Origin of the sequence: Streptosporangium sp. NPDC050284, assembly GCF_044459525.1 — a bacterium.
Lineage (GTDB): Bacteria > Actinomycetota > Actinomycetes > Streptosporangiales > Streptosporangiaceae > Streptosporangium.
In genome coordinates this window covers 68,463-87,797 of sequence record NZ_JBITIZ010000015.1, presented here as the reverse complement: position 1 = coordinate 87,797, position 19,335 = coordinate 68,463, and the positions used below count along the sequence as shown (strand labels likewise).

The window sequence follows — 19,335 nt, the reverse complement described above, 5'->3', positions numbered from 1 at the left end:
TGCTGTGACCCTTTTCTGGGCTTAGGAGAGCTTGGTACCCGCGGACTTCAGGTGCTGGGCGGCCTCGACGATGCGCGCCGCCATCGAGGCCTCGGCGGCCTTGCCGTACGAGCGGGGGTCGTACGCCTTCTTGTTGCCGACGTCGCCGTCGACCTTGAGAACGCCGTCGTAGTTCTTGAACATGTGGTCGACGATCGGACGCGTGAAGGCGTACTGCGTGTCGGTGTCGATGTTCATCTTCACCACGCCGTAGGAGATGGCCTCGTGGATCTCCTCGAGCAGCGAGCCGGAGCCACCGTGGAAGACCAGGTCGAACGGCTTCTCCGCGCCGTACTTGGCGCCGACCGCGTCCTGGATCTCCTTGAGCACGCTCGGGCGGAGCTTGACGTGGCCCGGCTTGTAGACCCCGTGCACGTTGCCGAAGGTCGCGGCGAGCATGTAGCGGCCACGGTCGCCCAGGCCCAGGGCCTCGGCGGTCGCGAGGGCGTCCTCGGTGGTGGTGTAGAGCTTCTCGTTCATCTCGCCGACGACGCCGTCCTCCTCGCCGCCGACGACACCGATCTCCACCTCAAGGACGATCTTCGCGCGGGCCGTCTTCTCGATGAGCTCCCGCGCGATGTCCAGGTTCTCCTCCAGCGGCACGGCGGAGCCGTCCCACATGTGCGACTGGAAGAGGGGGTCCTCGCCTCTCGCCACCCGCTCAAGGGAGATGTCGAGCAGCGGGCGCACGAAACCGTCCAGCTTGTCCTTGGGGCAGTGGTCGGTGTGCAGGGCGATCGTGACGGGGTAGTTGGCCGCGACGACGCGGGCGTACTCCGCCAGCGCCACCGAGCCGGTCACCATGTTCTTGACCGTGGTGCCGGAGAGGAAGTCGGCGCCGCCGGTCGACACCTGGATGATGCCGTCGCTCTCCGCCTCGGCGAACCCCCTGAGCGCCGCGTTGAGGGTCTGTGATGAGGTCACGTTGATGGCCGGGTAGGCGAAACCGCCTGCTTTAGCCCGGTCGAGCATCTCGGCGTAGACCTCTGGAGTAGCGATAGGCATCGTGTCATCTCCCTGGAGACGGCTATGAACAGCTGGCGCGGCTATGAAGACATAGCCCGCAGGCCAGTATTCCGGAGTTTCTTCCCGGTCGGATAGCTCGGGTACCACTTCGGTGCGTACCGAGGTGTCTCCGACCGTCTCCCCAACGGTATCCCCGGCCCCCTTCCTGCCGGAGGACCGGGACCCGCGGCACCCCTCGCCCCCTCCCCACCAGGCAATCCCCGGCGCGGCGCTTCTCGGCCCCTTTCCCCGCGGGGACTCAGCGGCCGTGGCACGACCCGGACGAGGTGCGGAAATACGCCCTCTCTGACGGATCCGACCAGGTGGTTCGTGAAATATCCTCACGAACCGCTAACCTCCACAGTGTGGGACGCCACAGGTCTGACCCCATGGGCATCGCGCGCCTGGTCCTCGTCGGACTCGCGGTGCTGGCGGTCGTCGCCCTGATCGTGCTGGGAGTCCTCTCGCTGGCCGGAAGCCTGGGCTCCGGCGCGCCGACGGCGTCGCCCGCCCCCTCGGACGCCGTCTCGTCCGCCGTCGCCTCCCCACCCCCATCCGCCACCCCCGAGCGCGTCCCGACGGTCCTCGTCGAGTGCCTGCGGGAGCGGTGCCCCACGGTCTTCGTGAAGATCAGCGGAGGTGACGTGCTCCTCGACAGGGAGATGGCCCTCGGGGAGCAGTTCCGGTCCTTCGACCCCAAGGTCGATGTCGTCCTCGCCGACTCCGCCACCGTCCGCGTCCAGGTGAACGGTGCCGTCCGCTCCCCGGGGAAGGCGGGGGAGCGCCAGGAGTTCACGGTCTCCCGCTAGCCCCGCCTCCCGCATCGTCACAGGCGGCGAGTCGTACCCGACCCGGCGCCCCGGATCGATCGCGAGGGCGCGCGGACCGGAGGGCTACCCCCCGCGCCGCTTGACCGCGACGCGACGGGAGAATCCCCGGCCCTTCAGGCCGGGGAGGAGGTCAACCCGTTTCCCGCTAAGCCAGGCCGAGGTCGGCCAGGGTGTAGGCGGTCAGGTACGGCAGTCCGGCCTCGGCGATCGCCGAGGAGGCTCCCCGGTCCACGATCGTGGCGACCGCCACGACTTCGGCGCCCGCCTCGCGCAACGCCTCCACCGCCGTCAGCGGGGATCCACCGGTGGTGGAGGTGTCCTCCACCACCAGCACCCGACGCCCCGACACATCCGGCCCCTCGACCCTGCGCTGCATGCCGTGGGTCTTCTGCGCCTTGCGGACCACGAACGTGTCGAGCCTTCCGCCTCGCGCGGCCGCCGCGTGCATCATGGCGGCCGCCACCGGATCGGCGCCCAGCGTGAGACCGCCTACCGCCTCGTAGTCCAGATCCTTGGTGATGTCCAGCATGACCCGCCCCACCAGCGGCGCCGCCTGCCCGTCGAGAGTCACCCTGCGCATGTCCACGTAGAAGTCGGCCTCCATGCCCGAGGACAGCACGACCTTGCCGTGCACCACGGCCTTGCCCTTGATCTCCGCCAGCAGACTCTCGCGATCGCTCATGGCACAAGGTTAGGGCGACCGGGGAGCCCGCCCGATCGGGGCCCCGCCTACGAGCAGGCCGGCCGTAACGTCGATTTCGGCCCGTGATGGCAAAAGTGCGATCCGGGTTTACTCGCGGCGCGGACTGCGGGATTATCCGGCAGGCAACTCCGGGTAATGGTGAGGTCACAATGGGTGCGGAAACATCTCAAGGCGACGCCGAGCTGCTGGCTGCCACCAGGAACGGCGACGTGGCCGCCTACCGGCTGCTCCATCGGCGACACGCCCCCGCGACGCGTGCCCTCGCCCGCCTGCTCCTGCCGGGTGAGAGCGAGGCCGAGGACCTCGTAGGGAAGGCGTTCGCCGAGGTCCACCACGTGATCGCCCAGGGACACGGCCCGGAACAGGCGTTTCGCGTCCATCTGTTCACCGTCCTCCGCCGTACCGCCGACGACCGCTCCGGTACGGACGGAGGCACACCGGCCGTACCGGAACGGCCGTCACGGGAAGTCCTCAAGCGGGCCGACGGCGAGGACGGGGCCGACGAGGGGGCCGTAGAGCGGGCGACCGGTGAGGTCGCGGATGAGTCCGATGAGGAAGCTGTCGAGCGGGCGACCGGTGAGATCGAGGGCGGGGCGGAAGAGGAGACCGTCGAGCGGACACTCCCCGCAACCGGGGAAGAAGCGAACGGAGAGACCGCTGAGCGGCCCACCGACGAGCCGGGCGGGAAGACCGGTGAGCGGCCCACCGGTGAGATTGGCGGCGAGGCGGACGGGGAGACCGACGAGCGGGCGGACGGCGAGGCAGGACCCTTCGATCCGCGCGCGTTTCTCGTCGACCCGTCACTGCGGGGCCTGGAACGCTCGCCGGTGGCGAGGGCGTTCCTCTCCCTGCCCGAGCGGTGGCAGTTCGTCCTGTGGCACGCCGAGGTCGAGAGGCTCAGGGTCGAGGACGTCGGGCTTTTGCTGGGTCTGACCGTGAACGGCGCGGCCGCGCTCGCCCACCGGGCGAGGGAGGGGATGCGCCAGGCGTGCCTGCGCATCCACCTGGCCGAGACGTCCGCCCCCGAGTGCCGGCCCGTGCTGACCAGGCTGGGCCCCCACACGCGTGGCGGCCTGGACAGGGAACAGAGCAGGGTCGTCGAAAGGCACCTGGAGGGCTGCTCCGGCTGCCGCGCGGTGCTCACGGAACTGACCGGCATCGGCCACGGCGTCCGCTCCGTCATCGGCCCGCTCGTCGCCGGTCCCGCGTTCCCCGCCTACCTGACGGCGCTCGCCAGGATGGGCGCCACGGCGGGGGGCGGCGGGCTGTCCGGCCGCTGGCGGAGGGCTCCCCGATCCGTACGGCGCGCCGTCGCGGCCGGTGCGATGGCCACCTCGGTCATGGTGGCCGCGGCCCTCGTGCTGGTGTCGACGGAGGAGCCCGTCCGATGGCCGAGCACGGCCTCCGAGCCGATCGTCGTGGCCCCGGTGCCCGACTCCCCGGACCCGGAGGTGCCGGAGACCTCCGAAGGCCCCGTACCGTCTCCGTCGGGACGGTCGGCGAAATCCGGCCGCGGCTCCGAGGAGACCGGAGCGGCGCCCGGATCCGTTGCCGGCGCGCCCCCCGACGGCGAGTCCGGTGAGACGGGCCCCGGGGACAGGGCCGGTGAGTCCGAGGGGGGCGCGCCGGCCGGAGCGGGGCCGGGCGGTCAGACGGGTGCCTGGCTCGCTCCCCGCCTGGTGGCCAGGATCGACGCGCTCGGCGCCCTCGTCAGGTCCGAGGCCGGAATCGTCGTGGTGCGGCTGCGTAACGCCGGCCGGGGGCAGAGCGAGGAGGTCGTCGCCGACGTCGGGCTGCCGCGAGGTGTGACGCTGCCGTCCGGGTCCCGCCGAGGGAACGCCGTCGGCGGCGTCACACCGGTGGGTACGGTCGACGGCTGGTCCTGCCGGGCACGAAACCGGGGCGCCCGGTGCGTCCGCGGCCCACTTCCCGCGGGCCGGGCCACAGCGGTCTTCCTCAGGGTTCTGGTGTCGGATGAGGCGGCCTACGGGACGTCGCCCTCGGTCACGGTCACCACCGCGGGGACGCGGGTGGAGGCGAGGTCACGCAGCAGGGTACGGGCGACGGGGGCCCCGGCCAGGTTCGCCACCGACGGCCGGGTCGCCGTCTCCGCGATCGGCAACACCCTGGTGGGCTGCGCGCCCTCGGAGCCCGCGTGCGAGGCCGCCCGCTCCCGGCGGGGCGGCAGACGCGACAACAACAACTGGGAGATGCGTCTCATCGATCATGACGAGGATCCGTCGACGAGCAGTTCGAGCGCCGCCCGGCTCGCCCTGCCGGCGGCGAGCAAGGTGGTGTGGGCGGGACTCTACTGGTCGGCGAGTGCGCCACCAGGTGGGCGGATCAAGCTCAAGGTGCCGGGTGAGGGCCGGTACCGGCAGGTCAGGGCCACGCAGGTGGTCGAGAGGGAGCTGCCCGCGGGGCGCGGTTACCAGGCGTTCGCCGAGGTGACGCGTTTGCTGGGCAGGGTTCGCGGGACGTACTGGGTGGCCGACGCCTCGGTGCGGTCAGGTGTGGCGCGTCACGCCGGGTGGAGCCTGGTGGTCATCGTCGCCGACCCGCGCCGGCCGTACAGTCAGGCCGTCGTCGTCGACACCACCGAGGTGCTGGACGGGGAGAATCGCTCGGCGCGGATACCGCTCGAAGGGCTGACGCCCTCCGGCGTGCCCGCGAGGATGTCCCTGGTGACCTGGGAGGGTGACGCGGGCGTCGCGGGCGATCGGGTGAGGCTCGGCGGCCGGACCCTGCGGCCCGCGGGTGGGGAGCGGGACCCGCGCAATCCCTTCGACGGGTCCGCCGTCGGGGCGCGGGGCACCGGCACGACCTTCGGCACGGACGTGGACCGCTTCCGGGCGCCCCTCGGCCGTGACCCGGTACTGGAGATCAGTACGCGCGAGGACGTTCTGCTGTTCGGCGTGGCGGCGGTGAGCGTGCGGACCGCCCCGTGACGGCCCTCGGTGGTCGGCGACGCGGTGGAAGGTGAGTCGTCGGCGGTGCGGTGAAAGGAGGGGCCGGTCGTATCCCTGACGAGGTGCATCGCTGACGGAAGGAGAGTCGTATCCCTGACAAAAGGGGCACGCCGCGCCTGTGGGTTCGTTGTGCGGTGAGGGGCTGGTGTGGAGGGCGGGGAGGCCGGGGCGCAATGGGGGAGAACCGGAAGTGATAGCACCTCGCCGAGCGGGTTCACGAACGGGACAAACTGGTACGGTCTGCGTGAACGATCCAGCGTATGGTCGAGCGCGGGTGGAATCGTCGGGATTCACCCTCGGATGGTCAGCTGCTTGATTACCCTGAGGAAGGGCCGTCTGTCCGGTCTCTGAGGGGTTCTTTCAGGCTTGTCTGAACCGAAGGATCGGGCTACGTAGGAAGGGCGGTGTCGTGTGGATCGTTGCGCGCTGTTCGTGGACGCCGGCTACCTGCTGGCCGACGGCGCGATGGCGGCGCACGGTACCCGCCACCGCGAGTCCGTCTCCTGGGACTACCCGGGGCTGCTCCAGCTGCTCAACAAGTTGTCGAGAGAGCGCACCGGGCTGCCGTTGTTGCGCTGCTACTGGTACGAGGCGACCGTGGAGGGCCGCCGCACCCCGGAGCACGACACGCTGGCCGAGATCCCCGGCCTCAAGCTTCGCCTGTCGCGCATCCGCCCCGGTCGTCGCGAGGGTGTCGACGCCCAGGTCCACCGCGACCTGATGACGTTGGCCCGCAACGGCGCGGTCTGCGACGCGGTCGTGGTCAGCGGTGACGAGGACCTGGCGCAGGTCATCTGCGACGCCCAGGACCTCGGCATCCGGGTCACCGTGGTGCACATCAGCGCCGACGGCAACTGGGCCGTCTCCCGTACGCTGCGCCAGGAGTGCGACGACCTGATCGAGATCGGCGCCGGTCAGCTGCGCCCCCACGTCAGCCTGCTGAGCGGCGACACACCCGCCCTGGTGGCCAACGGCCACCAGCGCGCCGCCAACGGCCAGTCCGTCTCCTCGCGCGGCACCGGGGGCGCCGGCGGAAACACCGGGGGCATCGGCGCGAACACCACCGCCCCGGCCACCAGTCCCATCCCCGCGGTCCAGCCGTCCCGCGCGGCTCACGCCCAGCCCGCGCTGCCCTCCGCCTATCAGAGCTACACCCAGGAGTCACCGGTCGTCCCGGCCGCTCCCGCCACACCGCCGCCACCGCCACCCCCGCCCGCCTCCCCGCCCTCGCACGCGGCCGTCAGCACCCAGACCGGTCCGCTGCCCGTCGCGCCGCAGTACTCGCTGGGCAACACCGGCGGCATGCCGAGCTATCAGTCCCCGCCGCAGCAGATGGGCACCTACAGCGGCCCCCAACCGGCTCCGGTGCCGACGCAGAGCACGGGAACCGGTGCCGCGACGACCCTCTCCGACGCGGTGCAGGCCGCACACAAGGAAGGCCACGACTTCGGCGAGTCCGTGGCCAAGGACGCGCCCGCCCTGTGGCTGGAGGCGGTCCTCGCCCGCAAGCCCCGGATGCCCTCTGACCTGGAGGCACGCCTGCTCCAGGGCTCCTCACTGCCGATCGACTTCCTCCTGCACGACGAGGTCCGCCACGCCCTGCGCCGCGGCTTCTGGGACGCCCTGGAGCGCGCCCGCCGCTGAGAGGCGCACGAGAGGCGCACGGTCGGCTCGGAAGGAACCGCGGCGCGAAGGGATCGCGCCGCGGAGATCCCCCAAGTGACGCGGAGATCCCTCAGGGAGGCGCGGAGACGTCCCTCGGGTGAGCGACGGAGAGGCCCGCCGGGTGACTGCGGGGCACCCGTCAGGTGACCGTGAAGACGCCCGTCTGACTGCGGGGCGCCCGGAGTGACCTGCGAAGGCGCCCGTCAGGTAAGGGCGTCGAAGCCCGCGCGCAGGTGGTCGAGACGGTTGGACAGGTCGGTCAACGGCCCCGCGAGACCGGGGTCGCCGCTTTTACGGGCCAGCTCCACGACCCGGCCGAGCTCCTCCTCGACGGCGGCCAGGCGCCTGGACAGCTCGGGCAGCACGGCCGCCTGGTCGGACGCCTCACCGGGCGGCAACTCCGTGGCGAGGCGTTCGCGGAGCATGGTGGCCTGCTCGGCGAGCCTGCGGTTCATGTTGTAGAGCTCCACGAACACCGCGACCTTGGCCCGGAGCACCCAGGGGTCGAAGGGCTTGGTGAGGTAGTCGACGGCGCCCGCCGCGTAACTGCGGAAGGCGTAGTCGGGCGCGCTGTCGACCACGGTCAGGAAGATGATCGGGATGTTGCGGGTTCGTTCGCGGCGTTTGATGTGGGCCGCCGTCTCGAATCCGTCCATGCCCGGCATACGGACGTCGAGCAGGATCAGGGCGAACTCCGTGCCGAGCAGCGCCTTCAGCGCCTCCTCCCCGGACTTCGCCCGGACAGGGATCAGATCGAGCGAGCTGAGAATGGCCTCAAGCGCGATGAGGTTCTCCTCCCGGTCGTCCACCAGGAGGATCTTGGCTTTGTCCGGCATCGATCACACGCCTTCGTCGGAGTCGGCGGCCGGCTTGCCCCGGGTGAGCCAGCCGCGCAGCCTTTCCAGCAGGCGGTCGACGTCCACGGGCTTGGGCACATAGTCGGAGGCGCCGGAGGCGATGCTTTTCTCCCGGTCGCCTCGCATGACCTTAGCGGTCAGCGCGATGATCGGCAGATCCGCGAACTGGGGCATCCGGCGGATCGCGGAGGTGGTGGCCCAGCCGTCCATCTCCGGCATCATGATGTCCATCAGGACGAGGGCGACGTCCTCGTTGCGTTCGAGCTGCTCGATGCCCTCGCGACCGTTCTCCGCGTAGATCACCGTGGAGCCGTAGCGTTCGAGCACGCTGGTCAGCGCGAACACGTTGCGGATGTCGTCGTCCACGATCAGGATCTTCGCCCCGGTGAGCGGATCGTCGCCCTTCCACGGCTTGCCCTCGCCCTGCGGGAACTGCGGCAGGGGCATGTCGTCGTTGAGCGTCAGCTCCGGCAGGTCGCCGGGCTCTTCGAGCACGCCGATGAGCGTGGGGTTGCGGGGGGAGGAGGGAGTGCTCGCCCCGCCGTCGCGCGCGGACAGCGGGCCGCCGTACGACGGGGGCAGGTAGAGGGTGAAGGTGCTGCCCTCGCCGACCTCGCTGACCACGTGGATCTCGCCGCCGAGCAGGCGGGCGATCTCGCGGCAGATGGACAGGCCAAGGCCCGTCCCCCCGTACTTGCGGCTGGTGGTCCCGTCGGCCTGGCGGAACGCCTCGAAGATGACCTCCAGCTTGTCGGAGGCGATCCCGATGCCGGTGTCGACCACCTCGAAGGCGAGGATGCCGTCGGCGCCGCGCAGGGTGTCGTCCACGAAGGCGACGGCGCGCCTGGCGTGGATCACGCGCAGCCGCACCTCTCCCTTGGGGGTGAACTTGATCGCGTTGGAGAGCAGGTTGCGCAGCACCTGCTGGAGACGCTGCTCGTCGGTGCGGAGCTCCTGCGGGATCGACGGGTCGATCTCGACGTTGAACGACAGGCCCTTGTCCTGGGCGAGCGGCGCGAAGGTGGCCTCGAAGTAGTCGACGAGCTTGGGCAGGGAGATCTGCTGGGGGTGGATGTCCATCCGGCCGGCCTCGACCTTCGACAGGTCGAGAATGTCGTTGATCAGCTGCAGCAGGGCGGAACCGGCGCCGTGGATGGTCCTGGCGAACTCCACCTGCTGGGCGGTGAGGTTGCCGTCGGCGTTCTCGGTGAGCAACTTGGCGAGCACGAGCAGGCTGTTCAGCGGGGTGCGCAGCTCGTGGGACATGTTGGCGAGGAACTCCGACTTGTAGCGGGAGGAGACCGCGAGCTGCTCGGCGCGCTCCTCCAGCGTGCGGCGGGCCTGCTCGATCTGGAAGTTCTGGATCTCGATCGCCCGGTTCTGCTTGGCGAGCAGCGCGGCCTTGTCCTCCAGTTCGGCGTTGGAGCGGCGCAGCTCCTCCTGCTGGCGCTGGAGCTCGTCGGAACGCTCCTGCAACTCGGTGGTGAGGCGCTGCGACTCGGTCAGCAGGTCCTCGGTCCTGGAGTTCGCGATGATCGTGTTCATCGTGACGCCGATGGTCTCGACGAGCTGGTTCAGGAAGTCGTGGTGGACCTCGCTGAACTCGCTGAACGAGGCGAGCTCCAGGACACCGAGCACCTGTGACTCGAACAGGACGGGCAGCACGACGATCTGTGCGGGCGTGGAGGTGCTGAGGCCGGTGTCGACGGTGAGGTAGCGGGCGGGCACGTTGCCGAGGATGATCCCCCTGCCCTCCAGCGCGGCCTGGCCCACGATGCCCTCGCCGGTCGCGAACCGCTGCCTGGGGCCGCTGCCGGGGCGGGCGCCGTACCCGGCGATGAGGAGCAGGTCGCGGTCGCCGGTGGGTTCCGCGAGGTAGAAGGCGCCGTAGTGTGCCGACACCAGTGGGGTGAGCTCGCTCATGATGAGCTTGGCGACCTCCATCAGGTCGCTGTGGCCCTGCATGAGGCGGGAGATCCTCGCCAGGTTGGACTTCAGCCAGTCCTGCTCCTGGTTGGCGGTGGTGGTGTCGCGCAGCACCGCCACCATCATGTTGATGTTGTCCTTCAGCTCGCCGATCTCGCCCTCGGCGTCGACGGTGATGGAGCGGGTCAGGTCGCCGGTCGCGACGGCGGTGGTGACCTCGGCGATGGCGCGCACCTGGGTGGTGAGGCGGCCGGCGAGCTCGTTGACGTTCTCGGTGAGGCGCTTCCAGATGCCCTCGGCGCCCTCGACACGGGCCTGGCCGCCCAGCTTGCCCTCCGAGCCGACCTCGCGGGCGACGCGGCTCACCTCGGAGGCGAACGACGACAGCTGGTCGACCATGGTGTTGATCGTGGTCTTCAGCGCGAGGATCTCGCCCTGGGCGTTCACGTCGATCTTGCGGTTCAGGTTGCCCGACGCGACGGCGGTGGTGACCTCGGCGATGTTGCGGACCTGGTAGGTCAGGTTGTTCGCCATGGAGTTGACGTTGTCGGTGAGGTCCTTCCAGACGCCGGAGACGCCGCGTACCCGGGCCTGGCCGCCGAGTTGTCCTTCGGTGCCGACCTCGCGGGCGACGCGGGTGACCTCGTCGGCGAACATCGACAGCTGGTCCACCATGGTGTTCAGGGTGTCCTTGAGCTGGAGGATCTCACCCTGGGCGTCGGCGGTGATCTTCTTGGACAGGTTGCCCTGGGCGACGGCGGTGGACACCGCGGCGATCTGACGGACCTGGGTGGTGAGGTTGTTCGCCATCACGTTGACGTTGTCGGTGAGGTCCTTCCAGGTGCCGGAGACACCGGGCACCTGCGCCTGACCGCCCAGCTGACCCTCCGAGCCGACCTCGCGGGCGACGCGGCTCACCTCGGAGGCGAACGACGACAGCTGGTCGACCATGGTGTTGATCGTGGTCTTCAGCGCGAGGATCTCGCCCTGGGCGTTCACGTCGATCTTGCGGGTCAGATCTCCGTTGGCGACGGCGGTGGTGACCTCGGCGATGTTGCGGACCTGGTAGGTCAGGTTGTTCGCCATGGAGTTGACGTTGTCGGTGAGGTCCTTCCAGACGCCGGAGACGCCGCGTACCCGGGCCTGGCCGCCGAGTTGTCCTTCGGTGCCGACCTCGCGGGCGACGCGGGTGACCTCGTCGGCGAACATCGACAGCTGGTCCACCATGGTGTTCAGGGTGTCCTTGAGCTGTAGGATCTCACCCTGGGCGTCGGCGGTGATCTTCTTGGACAGGTCGCCCTGGGCGACGGCGGTGGACACCGCCGCGATGGCGCGGACCTGGGTGGTGAGGTTGCCCGCCATCACGTTGACGTTGTCGGTGAGGTCCTTCCAGACGCCGGAGACGCCGCGCACCTGCGCCTGACCGCCCAGCTGACCCTCGGTGCCGACCTCGCGGGCGACCCGGGTGACCTCCTCGGCGAACGCGAGGAGCTGGTCGACCATGGTGTTGACGGTGTTCTTCAGCTCGAACATCTCGCCGACCGCGTCGACGGTGACCTTGCGGCTCAGGTCGCCCCGAGCGACCCCGGTGGTCACCGCGGCGATGTCGCGGACCTGCGCGGAGACGCGGCTGGACATGGTGTTGACGGCCTCGGTGAGGTCGCGCCAGCTTCCCGACATGCCGCGCACGTTCGCCCGGCCGCCCAGGCGTCCCTCGGTCCCGACCTCCCTCGCCACCCGCGTCACCTCGGACGTGAACAGCGACAACTGGTCGACCATGCCGTTGATCGCCTTGCCGAGGCGGCGCACCTCGCCCCGGGCGCCGCGGTCGAGATCGATCCGGCGGGAGAGGTCGCCCTTCGCCACCGCGTCGATCACGTCGGCGGCCCCGCTGACCGGGCCCACGAGCGCGTCGATCAGCGTGTTGACCGAGTCGACGCTCTCGGCCCACGAGCCCACGCCGGGGCCGGGGGTGAGGCGCTCGCCGAAGCGGCCCTCCTTGACCACCTCGCGGCGGACCCGGTGCAGCTCGTTCGCGAGGTGCTCGCGGCGGTCGGCGACCTCGTTGAGCAGCAGGCGGATCTCGCTGAGGATCCCGGGAGGTGCGTGTGGCACCCGGCGGCGGAAGTCACCGTCGCGCCAGGTGATGAGCGTCTGAAGGATCGGTCGTAGATCCGATTCGCTGTAACGTCGCTCCTCGACGTCGGACACGGTATTGACCGTGGTCATATGACCTCCCTGACTCCCGGGGGCGCGGCCGTGAGTCACCCCAGTCTGTCACGGTGCGCAATGTGTAGTCCCACCTTCGATTCACCCCATGTCAACGGGAAGTGTGGTAGTCACGGAACAGTGACCAGTGCTCCCCGCGCCGTTCTGGCGGCGACCTTCGCCCCAGGAGACACGGCCGTCCCTGCCGCCAGGCGGTTCACCATCGAGGTGATGACCGCCTGGGCCGCCGCGTCCGTTCTGGCGGTCGCCGAACGGCTGGCCGCCGACCTGTCGTCGCAGGTCACGGACGTTCCCTTCGAGATCGTCTGGAGCCATCTGGGTGATGGCCTGCGGATCGAGGTGCGCCAGAGGCAGGCTCCCGCCGAGAGCCCCGGCGCACCGTCCGTGCCGGTGGAGGAGTGGGGTGTCACCTTCGCCGGTCAGCAACGCACGCACTGGGCCAAGATCCGGCTGGCCGGCTCCTCCGGGCGTCCGTCCTCGGAGTGGGCCACGGAAGAGCCCAGTCGTGGACCGATATGGATGGGTTTTCTCGCCGACGCGAGCGACCTGCTGGCAGGCACTCTCGACCCCGACATGGTGCCCGCGATCATCTCGCAGATCGTGGTGCCGCGGCTCGCCACCTGGTGTGCCGTCTATACGTGGAGCAACGGCGGCGGTCCGCAGCGTCCAGCCTACCTCTGGCACACCGACGAGCGGCGCATCGACGAGCTCAGGGAGGAGCTCGCCGACGTCCAGATCCCGCAGGGCGGCGGTTCCATGCAGCTCGCCGACTCGCAGGTGCTGGTCATCCCGCTCCTGGCGCGCGGGCGCACGCTGGGCGCGATGTGCCTGGGTCGGCCCGACCGGTTCGCCGAGGACGTGTTCCAGTACGCCGAGGACATCGGCCGCCGCGCCGCGCTCGCCCTCGACAACGCCCTGCTGTACGCCACCCAGGCGGCGGCGAACCGGGCACTGCAGCGCAGCCTGCTCCCTCCCGACGAGCCGGGCGAGATCCCCGGTCTCGACCCCGCCGTGGTCTACGAGCCCGCGGGGGAGACCAACGAGGTCGGCGGCGACTTCTACGATCTTTTCGCGGCCGGTGACAGCTCCTGGCGGTTCGCGGTGGGCGACGTCTGCGGGACCGGCCCCGAGGCCGCCGCGGTGACCGGTCTGGCCCGCCACACCCTGCGCCTGCTCGCGCGGGAGGGGTACGGGGTGGCGGCCGTTCTCGAACGCCTCAACCAGGCGATCCTGGACGAGGGTGATCGTGCCCGCTTCCTGACGCTGCTGCACGGGGAGATCACGCCCGTGCCGAGCGGCCTGGACGTGGCGATGGTCTCCGCGGGGCACCCGGAGGCGCTGCGGTTGCGGCCCAACGGTGTCGTGGAGGCCGTGGTGACCTCCCAGTCGCTGCTCGGGGTCTTCCCCGAGGCGACCTTCAAGGCGGAGCTCGTCCACCTCGACCCCGGTGACGTGCTTCTCGCGGTGACCGACGGGGTGACCGAGCGCCGCAGGGACGGGCGACTGCTCGACGACGACGCGGGGCTCGCCAAGCTGCTGGCCGAGTGCGTGGGGTTGTCGGCGCGGGCGGTCGCCGAGCGGATCCGCCGCGCGGTCCAGGACTTCGCCCCCGAGCCGAGCGCCGACGACATGGCGATCGTGGTCCTGCGGGCCCGCTGACGGGGACCGCCGACCGGTCGGAGCCCGTCCACCGGCCCTCTCACCGGCCGGGCAGGGCCGTCGTCACCTCATGGGAGGCCATCACCCCTTCAAGGGGAAGGCCGTCACCTTTTCACGGGGAAACCGTCTTCACGGGGAAACCGTCGTCACTGCACGGGTGGCCATCCCCCTTCAGGGGAGGGCCGTCACCTCTTCCGAGGGGAAACCGTCGCCCTCCGATAGGGGATGTGCGTTAAATATTGGTCTTCACGTGTTTTCTGGCGAACTCCAGCTGTGCCGACATCTGCGCGATGCGCTCGGAGACGACCAGGGAGCCGTGGCCCGCGTCGTAGCGGTACACCCTGTGCTCGTGGTCGCGCTCGGCGAGCCGGGCCACGTACGCCTCGATCTGCCCGATCGGGCAGCGCGGGTCGTTCTCCCCGGCGAGGATGAGGACCGGCGCCTCGACCTGGTCGACGTAGGTGATCGGTGAGCTGTTCACGTACCGCTCGCGCTGTTCCTCGGGTGAGCCGCCGATCAGCGCACGGTGGTAGGAGCGCAGCGCCTCCGTCTCCTCCTTGTAGGCGGCGATGTGGTCGGCGATCGGCACCGTGGCGATGCCCGCCGCCCACATCTTGGGCTGGGTGCCCAGGCCGAGCAGCGTGAGGTAGCCGCCCCAGGAGGCGCCGGACAGCACCAGCCGGTCGGGATCGCAGACGCCGCGGTCGACCAGGGCGTCCCTGACGGCGGCCACGTCGGCCAGCTCGATGTGCCCGACGTCGCCGTGGAGGGCGTTGCGCCAGGCGGAACCGTAGCCGGTGGACCCCCGGTAGTTGACCCGCACGACCGCGAAGCCGTGATCCACCCAGGCGGCCACCTGGGGCACGAAGGAGTCGTCGTCCTGCGCGGTGGGCCCTCCGTGCAGCATGAAGACCGTGGGGAAGGGGCCGGAGCCGCGCTCGGGACGCGAGACCAGGGAGTGGATGCGGCCGCCGGGTCCTTCCACGTCCACGTCCTCGACCGGGACCGACGGGGGTGAGGTGGGGCCGCCGTGGTTCATGACCACGTGGCCGCTGGTCGATCGGATCAACGGCGGGTGGGCGCCGCTGGACCAGGAGTACTCGACGGAGCCGTCGGGGCGGGGCGCGGCGGCGTCGATCACGCCGTGCTGGGTCTCGATCGGGAAGAAGCCGCCGCCGGGAAGGTCGTAGCGGGTCAGGTAGGTGCGGCCCCGGTTGCCTCGTACGACGAGCAGCGAGCGGCCGTCGTCGTACCAGTCGGCGGTGATCTCGCCCGGGTCGCGCAGCCAGATCTCCCGCTGCTCGCCGGTCTGGGGGTCCCAGACGAGGGGCTCGCGGCGGCCCCTGCGCTCGTGCAGGGTGAGCAGGCGGCGGTCTCCGGACACCGGGGCGAAGCGCAGGCCGATGAGCCCCTTGCCGGGGCCGTCGTGCAGGTCGCCGACGACCGCTCCGTTGCGCCGGAGCACGCGCAGCCCGGGGTGCCGGGCGTCGCCGTGCTCGCTGTGACTGATCGCGATCAGCGAGCCGTCCGGGGAGACCGCGGAGACGGCGGCCGCCTCGGCGTGCTCGTAGATCGTCCGTGCGGGTTCGCCCGGCTGCACGAGATGGATGGTGAAGCCCTGACCCGGCCTGGCCATGCCGATGACCGCCTCGCCCGTCGCGGCGAGTCCGAGCCCGGCGGGGAAGCCGGGGTCGAGGTCGATCGGCTGGTCGGGGCCGCCGTAGAAGGGCTGGCGCATCCACCGGCCCCACTCGTCGCCGTCGGTGTCGTCGAACCACCAGATCCACTGCCCGGTGGGATCGATCGCGCCGTATGAGGTGCCCTTGGGCCGGGAGGTCGCAGGGCGGGTGGAGCCGCCCGCACGGTCCCAGGCGTAGACCTCCCACGCCCCCGAGGCGTTGCTGCGGTAGACGGACCGGCTGGGAGCCTGGCCGGCCCACACGGGCAACGTCGCGCGCGGCGCGCGGAACCTGGCCTGCCAGCGCTCCTCCGCCTTCATCTGAACTCCTTGAGCGTGGAGACCCGGTCTTTCAGGGCCGGGAGGAAACGGGGCATGGCACCGTAACGCCTATCGCCTGCCATGCGTTCCGATAAGGTCCGGACGTGCGTACGGCGTACAAGGTGCGGGCCTACCCCACCCCTGAGCAGGCGGCCATGTTGAGCCGCACGTTCGGTTGTGTACGCGTGGTGTGGAACCGGACCCTGGCCTGGCGGCACGCCCGCTACCGCGGCGAGCGGGCCACAACGAACTTCACCCAGGCCAACGCCTACCTGACGGCGATGAAGGCCACCGACGAGCTGGCGTGGCTGAACGAGGTGTCGTCGGTTCCGCTGCAGCAGGCCATCCGCCACCAGCAGGTCGCCTTCACCAACTTCTTCGCCGGACGCGCCCGATACCCGCGCTACAAGTCCCGCACCGGGCGACAAAGCGCCGAGTACACCCGGTCGGGGTTCCGCTACCGCGACGGGCGACTGTTCCTGGCGAAGACGGACACCCCGCTCGCGTTCGTGTGGTCCTGGCCCGACGTTGACCCGGCGAGCATCGACCCGACCACGGTCACCGTCTCGCGCGAGGCGTGCGGACGCTGGTACGCCTCCTTCGCCGTCGACGTCGACGACCCCGAGCAGGCTCCGGCGACCGGCACGATGGTGGGGGTGGACGTCGGTGTGAAGGACTTCGCCGTCACCTCCGACGGCGAGAAGATCGCCAATCCGCGTCACCTGGCCAAACGGGAACGCAACCTGGCCCGCTACCAGCGGCGCATGGCCCGCAAGCAGCGCGGCAGCGCCAACCGGGCCAAGGCCAAGGCGAAGGTCGCCCGCGCGCACCGCAAGGTCCGCGCCTCCCGCACCGACTTCCTGCACCGCACCTCGACGCGACTGGTGCGCGACCACGACGTCATCGTGATCGAAGACCTCGCCGTGAAGAACATGGTCCGCAACCGGTCCCTGGCCAAAGCGATCTCCGACAGCGGGTGGGGCACCTTCCGCCGCATGCTGGAGTACAAAGCGACCGAACACGGCCGCCACCTGATCGTGATCGACCGCTGGTATCCCAGCTCGAAGACCTGCTCGGCGTGCGGGCACCTGCTCGCCCGACTTTCCCTCGGCACCCGGACGTGGCAGTGCCCGTCCTGCGGCACCCGGCACGACCGGGACGTCAACGCCGCGAAGAACATCCTGGCGGCAGGTCTTGCCGTGTCTGCCTGCGGAGGTGACGTCAGACATTCCGGGTCCTCCCGGGTGCGGTCGCCGACGAAACAGGAACCCCGGCCCGCGAGGGCTGGAATCCCCGTCCTTCAGGGCGGGGAGTAGTCAAGTGGCGCTTCCCTCCGTCAAGGCGTCAGCTTCTCGCGCCCGGGCGCGGGCTTGCTGAATTGCGGTCCAGTATGTCGTCTTCACCGGCTAATTTCTTGGGGAATGTCTGGGAATTTCGGACTAAAAGTCACATCAGTAACAGGTGTCTCGAAGGTGACTGTCAAGCACACGGCTTGCTCACCGGCGACGCTTAAAGGTAGACATACGAAAAGAAGCCTCCACGGGGCTCATTTCCGGAAGCCCTCCGATCCTGCCTCGCATAACTTCCGTATCCGTATGCCAGGCGCTGGGTCCCATTCCCACGACCGCCTCGACCGCGTCGTGCCCCAGGCGCATCTCGAACGCGAGAAGGCTTCGATCCGTCTCGACGAAGTGCTCGTTCAGGCTTTCCGTCACCCGCCGCTCCTTCGAATCGTCCACCGACAGGAGCCCCAGCCGCTCCACCAGTGGCGCGAGGTGCCGCGGGGTAGGCGTGACCACTACGAGCTCACCGTCCCCCTTAAGCACTCGTGCGAACTCTGCCCCATTTCTAGGGGCAAACACATTGAGAAGCACATCTATCGTGCCATCTTGCAACGGCAGTGGCCGCCACACATCGGCCACCACCGCCCCCACCCGGGCATGTGCCCGCGCGGCCCGCCTGATCGCGTGCTTGGAGACGTCCAGTGCCACCCCCGCGGCTCCGGGCAGCCCGTCGAGCGCCCGCGCGAGATAGTGACCCGTCCCGGCCCCGGCGTCCGCCACCACCTTCGCGCCGGTGCGGCAGGCAGCGGCCACCGCCTCCGTCAGAGGGGCGTAGTGCCCGGCGCCGAGGAACGCGTCCCTGGCCGCCACCATGGCCGCGCTGTCGGCCGTTCCCGGCACCCGCGACCCGGTCAGCAGGCTGACGTATCCCTGCCTGGCCACGTCGAAGCCGTGCCCCAGGGCGCACCTCAGGACCCGCTCTTCGAGCTCCAGGGAACCGCGGCAGACCGGGCAGGCGAGGTGTTCGACGACATCGTCCAGCATCTCCCCATCATCTCGCGCCGCGCCGAGGGTGAATTGTCATGATGAGCGGGAGGTCGCACAGGCTCAGGTGGTCTGCTGGATCTGCTGGAGAAAGGCCGCGTCGGACGGGGTCTCGCTGAGCCTGCCGGTGAGAAGCTCCAGCGCCTGCTGCCTCTTCACAAGAGATGGGGACCGCACGCCTGGGACAGGGGCGGTGAGAGAGAAGCGAGAAACGGGGGCGGATCATCGCACGCGGCCTAGCCAGCGGTGCGTCACGCCCGGTATTACGGTAGCACCGTTGCCTCATCCCGAACAGGAGAGCGGATGCTACATCGGTCTATAACGGTTGCCGGGGTCGAGGTGTTCCCGCTGTGTGACGCGGTGGGGGCGATGGGCGAGTCGATCCGGCGCCCGATGGCGCAGATGTTCCCCGGCGGCTGTCACGGCGAGTCGGACGGGTGGATCCTGCACTTCCACTGCTATCTGCTGCGCGACGAGGCGGGCCGTACGGTGCTGGTCGACACCGGCATCGGCCCCCGTGACTCGCTCGCGGCGAGCTGGGCACCGGTGCCGGGCTCCCTGGGCGCGGAGCTGGCCCGGGTGGGGACGGCTCCCGAGGAGGTGGACGCCGTGGTCATCACGCACCTGCACAGCGACCACGCGAGCGGCGCGGTGATCGCGGGGGCGCCGGTCTTCGCCAACGCCCGGCACCTTCTGCAGCGCGCCGAGATCGACGCGGCGGGCGAGGAGGTCCTCGACCGCGTCGTCCGGCCACTGGGCGATCGGGTACAGGCGGTGGACGGCGGGGCGGAGGTGCTGCCCGGCATCCGGGTGCTGCTCACGCCGGGGCACACCCCGGGCCACCAGGTCGTCCAGGTCGGCGATCTGGTGCTGACCGGCGACGTGGTGCTGCATCCGGTGCAACTGGAGGATCCGCGAGTGCCCTACCTCTACGACGCCGATCCCGAGCTCGCCATTGTCACGCGGGTGGAGCTGCTCGACAAGGTCAGGGCGGAGGGCGGGATGATCGGCACCGCCCACTTCGCCGAGCCCTTCACCAGGATCGTCTGAACCGAGCCCTTCGGAAGGTCCGTCCACACCGGAGGCGCCAGGGGAGGACGAGCACGAGGGGTGCGCGCGCCTGAGCC

12 protein-coding genes are annotated in these 19,335 nt (G+C 70.2%); 6 read left to right on the top strand and 6 right to left on the bottom strand.

Annotation, left to right across the window (positions count from 1 at the left end):
- Positions 1-21: 21 nt before the first annotated feature.
- A complete protein-coding gene (gene fbaA / locus ACIBH4_RS30245) occupies positions 22-1,044 on the bottom strand; it encodes a class II fructose-bisphosphate aldolase (protein ID WP_362518344.1) in 1,023 nt (340 codons plus the stop codon).
- A 389-nt stretch (positions 1,045-1,433) separates the two neighbouring features.
- Here fbaA and ACIBH4_RS30240 point away from each other — a divergent pair, with 389 nt between their 5' ends.
- Positions 1,434-1,853, top strand: coding sequence for a hypothetical protein (locus tag ACIBH4_RS30240; RefSeq protein ID WP_362769797.1), 420 nt, complete (start codon positions 1,434-1,436; stop codon positions 1,851-1,853).
- A gap of 166 nt (positions 1,854-2,019) precedes the next feature.
- On the opposite strand, the gene pyrE is transcribed toward ACIBH4_RS30240, so the two are convergent.
- Positions 2,020-2,556, bottom strand: coding sequence for an orotate phosphoribosyltransferase (pyrE, locus tag ACIBH4_RS30235; RefSeq protein WP_362518339.1), 537 nt, complete (start codon positions 2,554-2,556; stop codon positions 2,020-2,022).
- Between the two features lie 170 nt (positions 2,557-2,726).
- Between pyrE and ACIBH4_RS30230 the strand changes: the two genes are divergently transcribed.
- Both ACIBH4_RS30230 and ACIBH4_RS30225 read left to right on the top strand, forming a co-directional pair.
- On the top strand, positions 2,727-5,525 hold the full coding sequence (locus ACIBH4_RS30230) for a zf-HC2 domain-containing protein (protein WP_362769795.1): 2,799 nt from the start codon (positions 2,727-2,729) through the stop codon (positions 5,523-5,525).
- Positions 5,526-5,957: 432 nt separating this feature from the next.
- Positions 5,958-7,190: an NYN domain-containing protein gene (locus ACIBH4_RS30225; protein WP_362518333.1), complete on the top strand. Its 1,233-nt coding sequence runs from the start codon at positions 5,958-5,960 to the stop codon at positions 7,188-7,190.
- Between the two features lie 224 nt (positions 7,191-7,414).
- Here ACIBH4_RS30225 and ACIBH4_RS30220 read toward each other — a convergent pair whose 3' ends face one another.
- Both ACIBH4_RS30220 and ACIBH4_RS30215 read right to left on the bottom strand, forming a co-directional pair.
- Positions 7,415-8,047, bottom strand: a complete 633-nt coding sequence (locus ACIBH4_RS30220) for a response regulator (protein ID WP_362769793.1) — start codon at positions 8,045-8,047, stop codon at positions 7,415-7,417.
- 3 nt (positions 8,048-8,050) lie between these two features.
- On the bottom strand, positions 8,051-12,223 hold the full coding sequence (locus ACIBH4_RS30215; RefSeq protein ID WP_362518327.1) for a HAMP domain-containing protein: 4,173 nt from the start codon (positions 12,221-12,223) through the stop codon (positions 8,051-8,053).
- 120 nt (positions 12,224-12,343) lie between these two features.
- On the opposite strand from ACIBH4_RS30215, the gene ACIBH4_RS30210 reads away from it, so the two are divergent.
- On the top strand, positions 12,344-13,882 hold the full coding sequence (locus tag ACIBH4_RS30210) for a PP2C family protein-serine/threonine phosphatase (protein ID WP_362518324.1): 1,539 nt from the start codon (positions 12,344-12,346) through the stop codon (positions 13,880-13,882).
- A gap of 232 nt (positions 13,883-14,114) precedes the next feature.
- On the opposite strand, the gene ACIBH4_RS30205 is transcribed toward ACIBH4_RS30210, so the two are convergent.
- The gene (locus tag ACIBH4_RS30205; RefSeq protein ID WP_362518321.1) at positions 14,115-15,881 is read right to left on the bottom strand and encodes a prolyl oligopeptidase family serine peptidase; all 1,767 of its coding nucleotides are present in this window, start codon (positions 15,879-15,881) and stop codon (positions 14,115-14,117) included.
- 104 nt (positions 15,882-15,985) lie between these two features.
- Here ACIBH4_RS30205 and ACIBH4_RS30200 point away from each other — a divergent pair, with 104 nt between their 5' ends.
- Positions 15,986-17,197 (top strand): RNA-guided endonuclease TnpB family protein, encoded by a 1,212-nt coding sequence (locus tag ACIBH4_RS30200; protein ID WP_362518318.1) that lies wholly within the window; start codon positions 15,986-15,988, stop codon positions 17,195-17,197.
- Positions 17,198-17,377: 180 nt separating this feature from the next.
- Here ACIBH4_RS30200 and ACIBH4_RS30195 read toward each other — a convergent pair whose 3' ends face one another.
- Positions 17,378-18,208, bottom strand: coding sequence for a putative RNA methyltransferase (locus ACIBH4_RS30195; RefSeq protein WP_362518315.1), 831 nt, complete (start codon positions 18,206-18,208; stop codon positions 17,378-17,380).
- A gap of 303 nt (positions 18,209-18,511) precedes the next feature.
- Here ACIBH4_RS30195 and ACIBH4_RS30190 point away from each other — a divergent pair, with 303 nt between their 5' ends.
- Positions 18,512-19,258, top strand: coding sequence for an MBL fold metallo-hydrolase (locus ACIBH4_RS30190; RefSeq protein WP_362518312.1), 747 nt, complete (start codon positions 18,512-18,514; stop codon positions 19,256-19,258).
- The last annotated feature ends 77 nt before the right edge of the window (positions 19,259-19,335 follow it).

Bases quoted from the DNA above. Each gene is read 5' to 3' on its own strand.
- fbaA (WP_362518344.1), bottom strand. From the start codon at position 1,044: ATGCCTATCGCTACTCCAGAGGTCTACGCCGAGATGCTCGACCGGGCT.
- ACIBH4_RS30220 (WP_362769793.1), bottom strand. From the start codon at position 8,047: ATGCCGGACAAAGCCAAGATCCTCCTGGTGGACGACCGGGAGGAGAAC.
- ACIBH4_RS30205 (WP_362518321.1), bottom strand. From the start codon at position 15,881: ATGAAGGCGGAGGAGCGCTGGCAGGCCAGGTTCCGCGCGCCGCGCGCG.
- pyrE (WP_362518339.1), bottom strand. From the start codon at position 2,556: ATGAGCGATCGCGAGAGTCTGCTGGCGGAGATCAAGGGCAAGGCCGTG.
- ACIBH4_RS30195 (WP_362518315.1), bottom strand. From the start codon at position 18,208: ATGCTGGACGATGTCGTCGAACACCTCGCCTGCCCGGTCTGCCGCGGT.
- ACIBH4_RS30215 (WP_362518327.1), bottom strand. From the start codon at position 12,223: ATGACCACGGTCAATACCGTGTCCGACGTCGAGGAGCGACGTTACAGC.
- ACIBH4_RS30240 (WP_362769797.1), top strand. From the start codon at position 1,434: ATGGGCATCGCGCGCCTGGTCCTCGTCGGACTCGCGGTGCTGGCGGTC.
- ACIBH4_RS30230 (WP_362769795.1), top strand. From the start codon at position 2,727: ATGGGTGCGGAAACATCTCAAGGCGACGCCGAGCTGCTGGCTGCCACC.
- ACIBH4_RS30190 (WP_362518312.1), top strand. From the start codon at position 18,512: ATGCTACATCGGTCTATAACGGTTGCCGGGGTCGAGGTGTTCCCGCTG.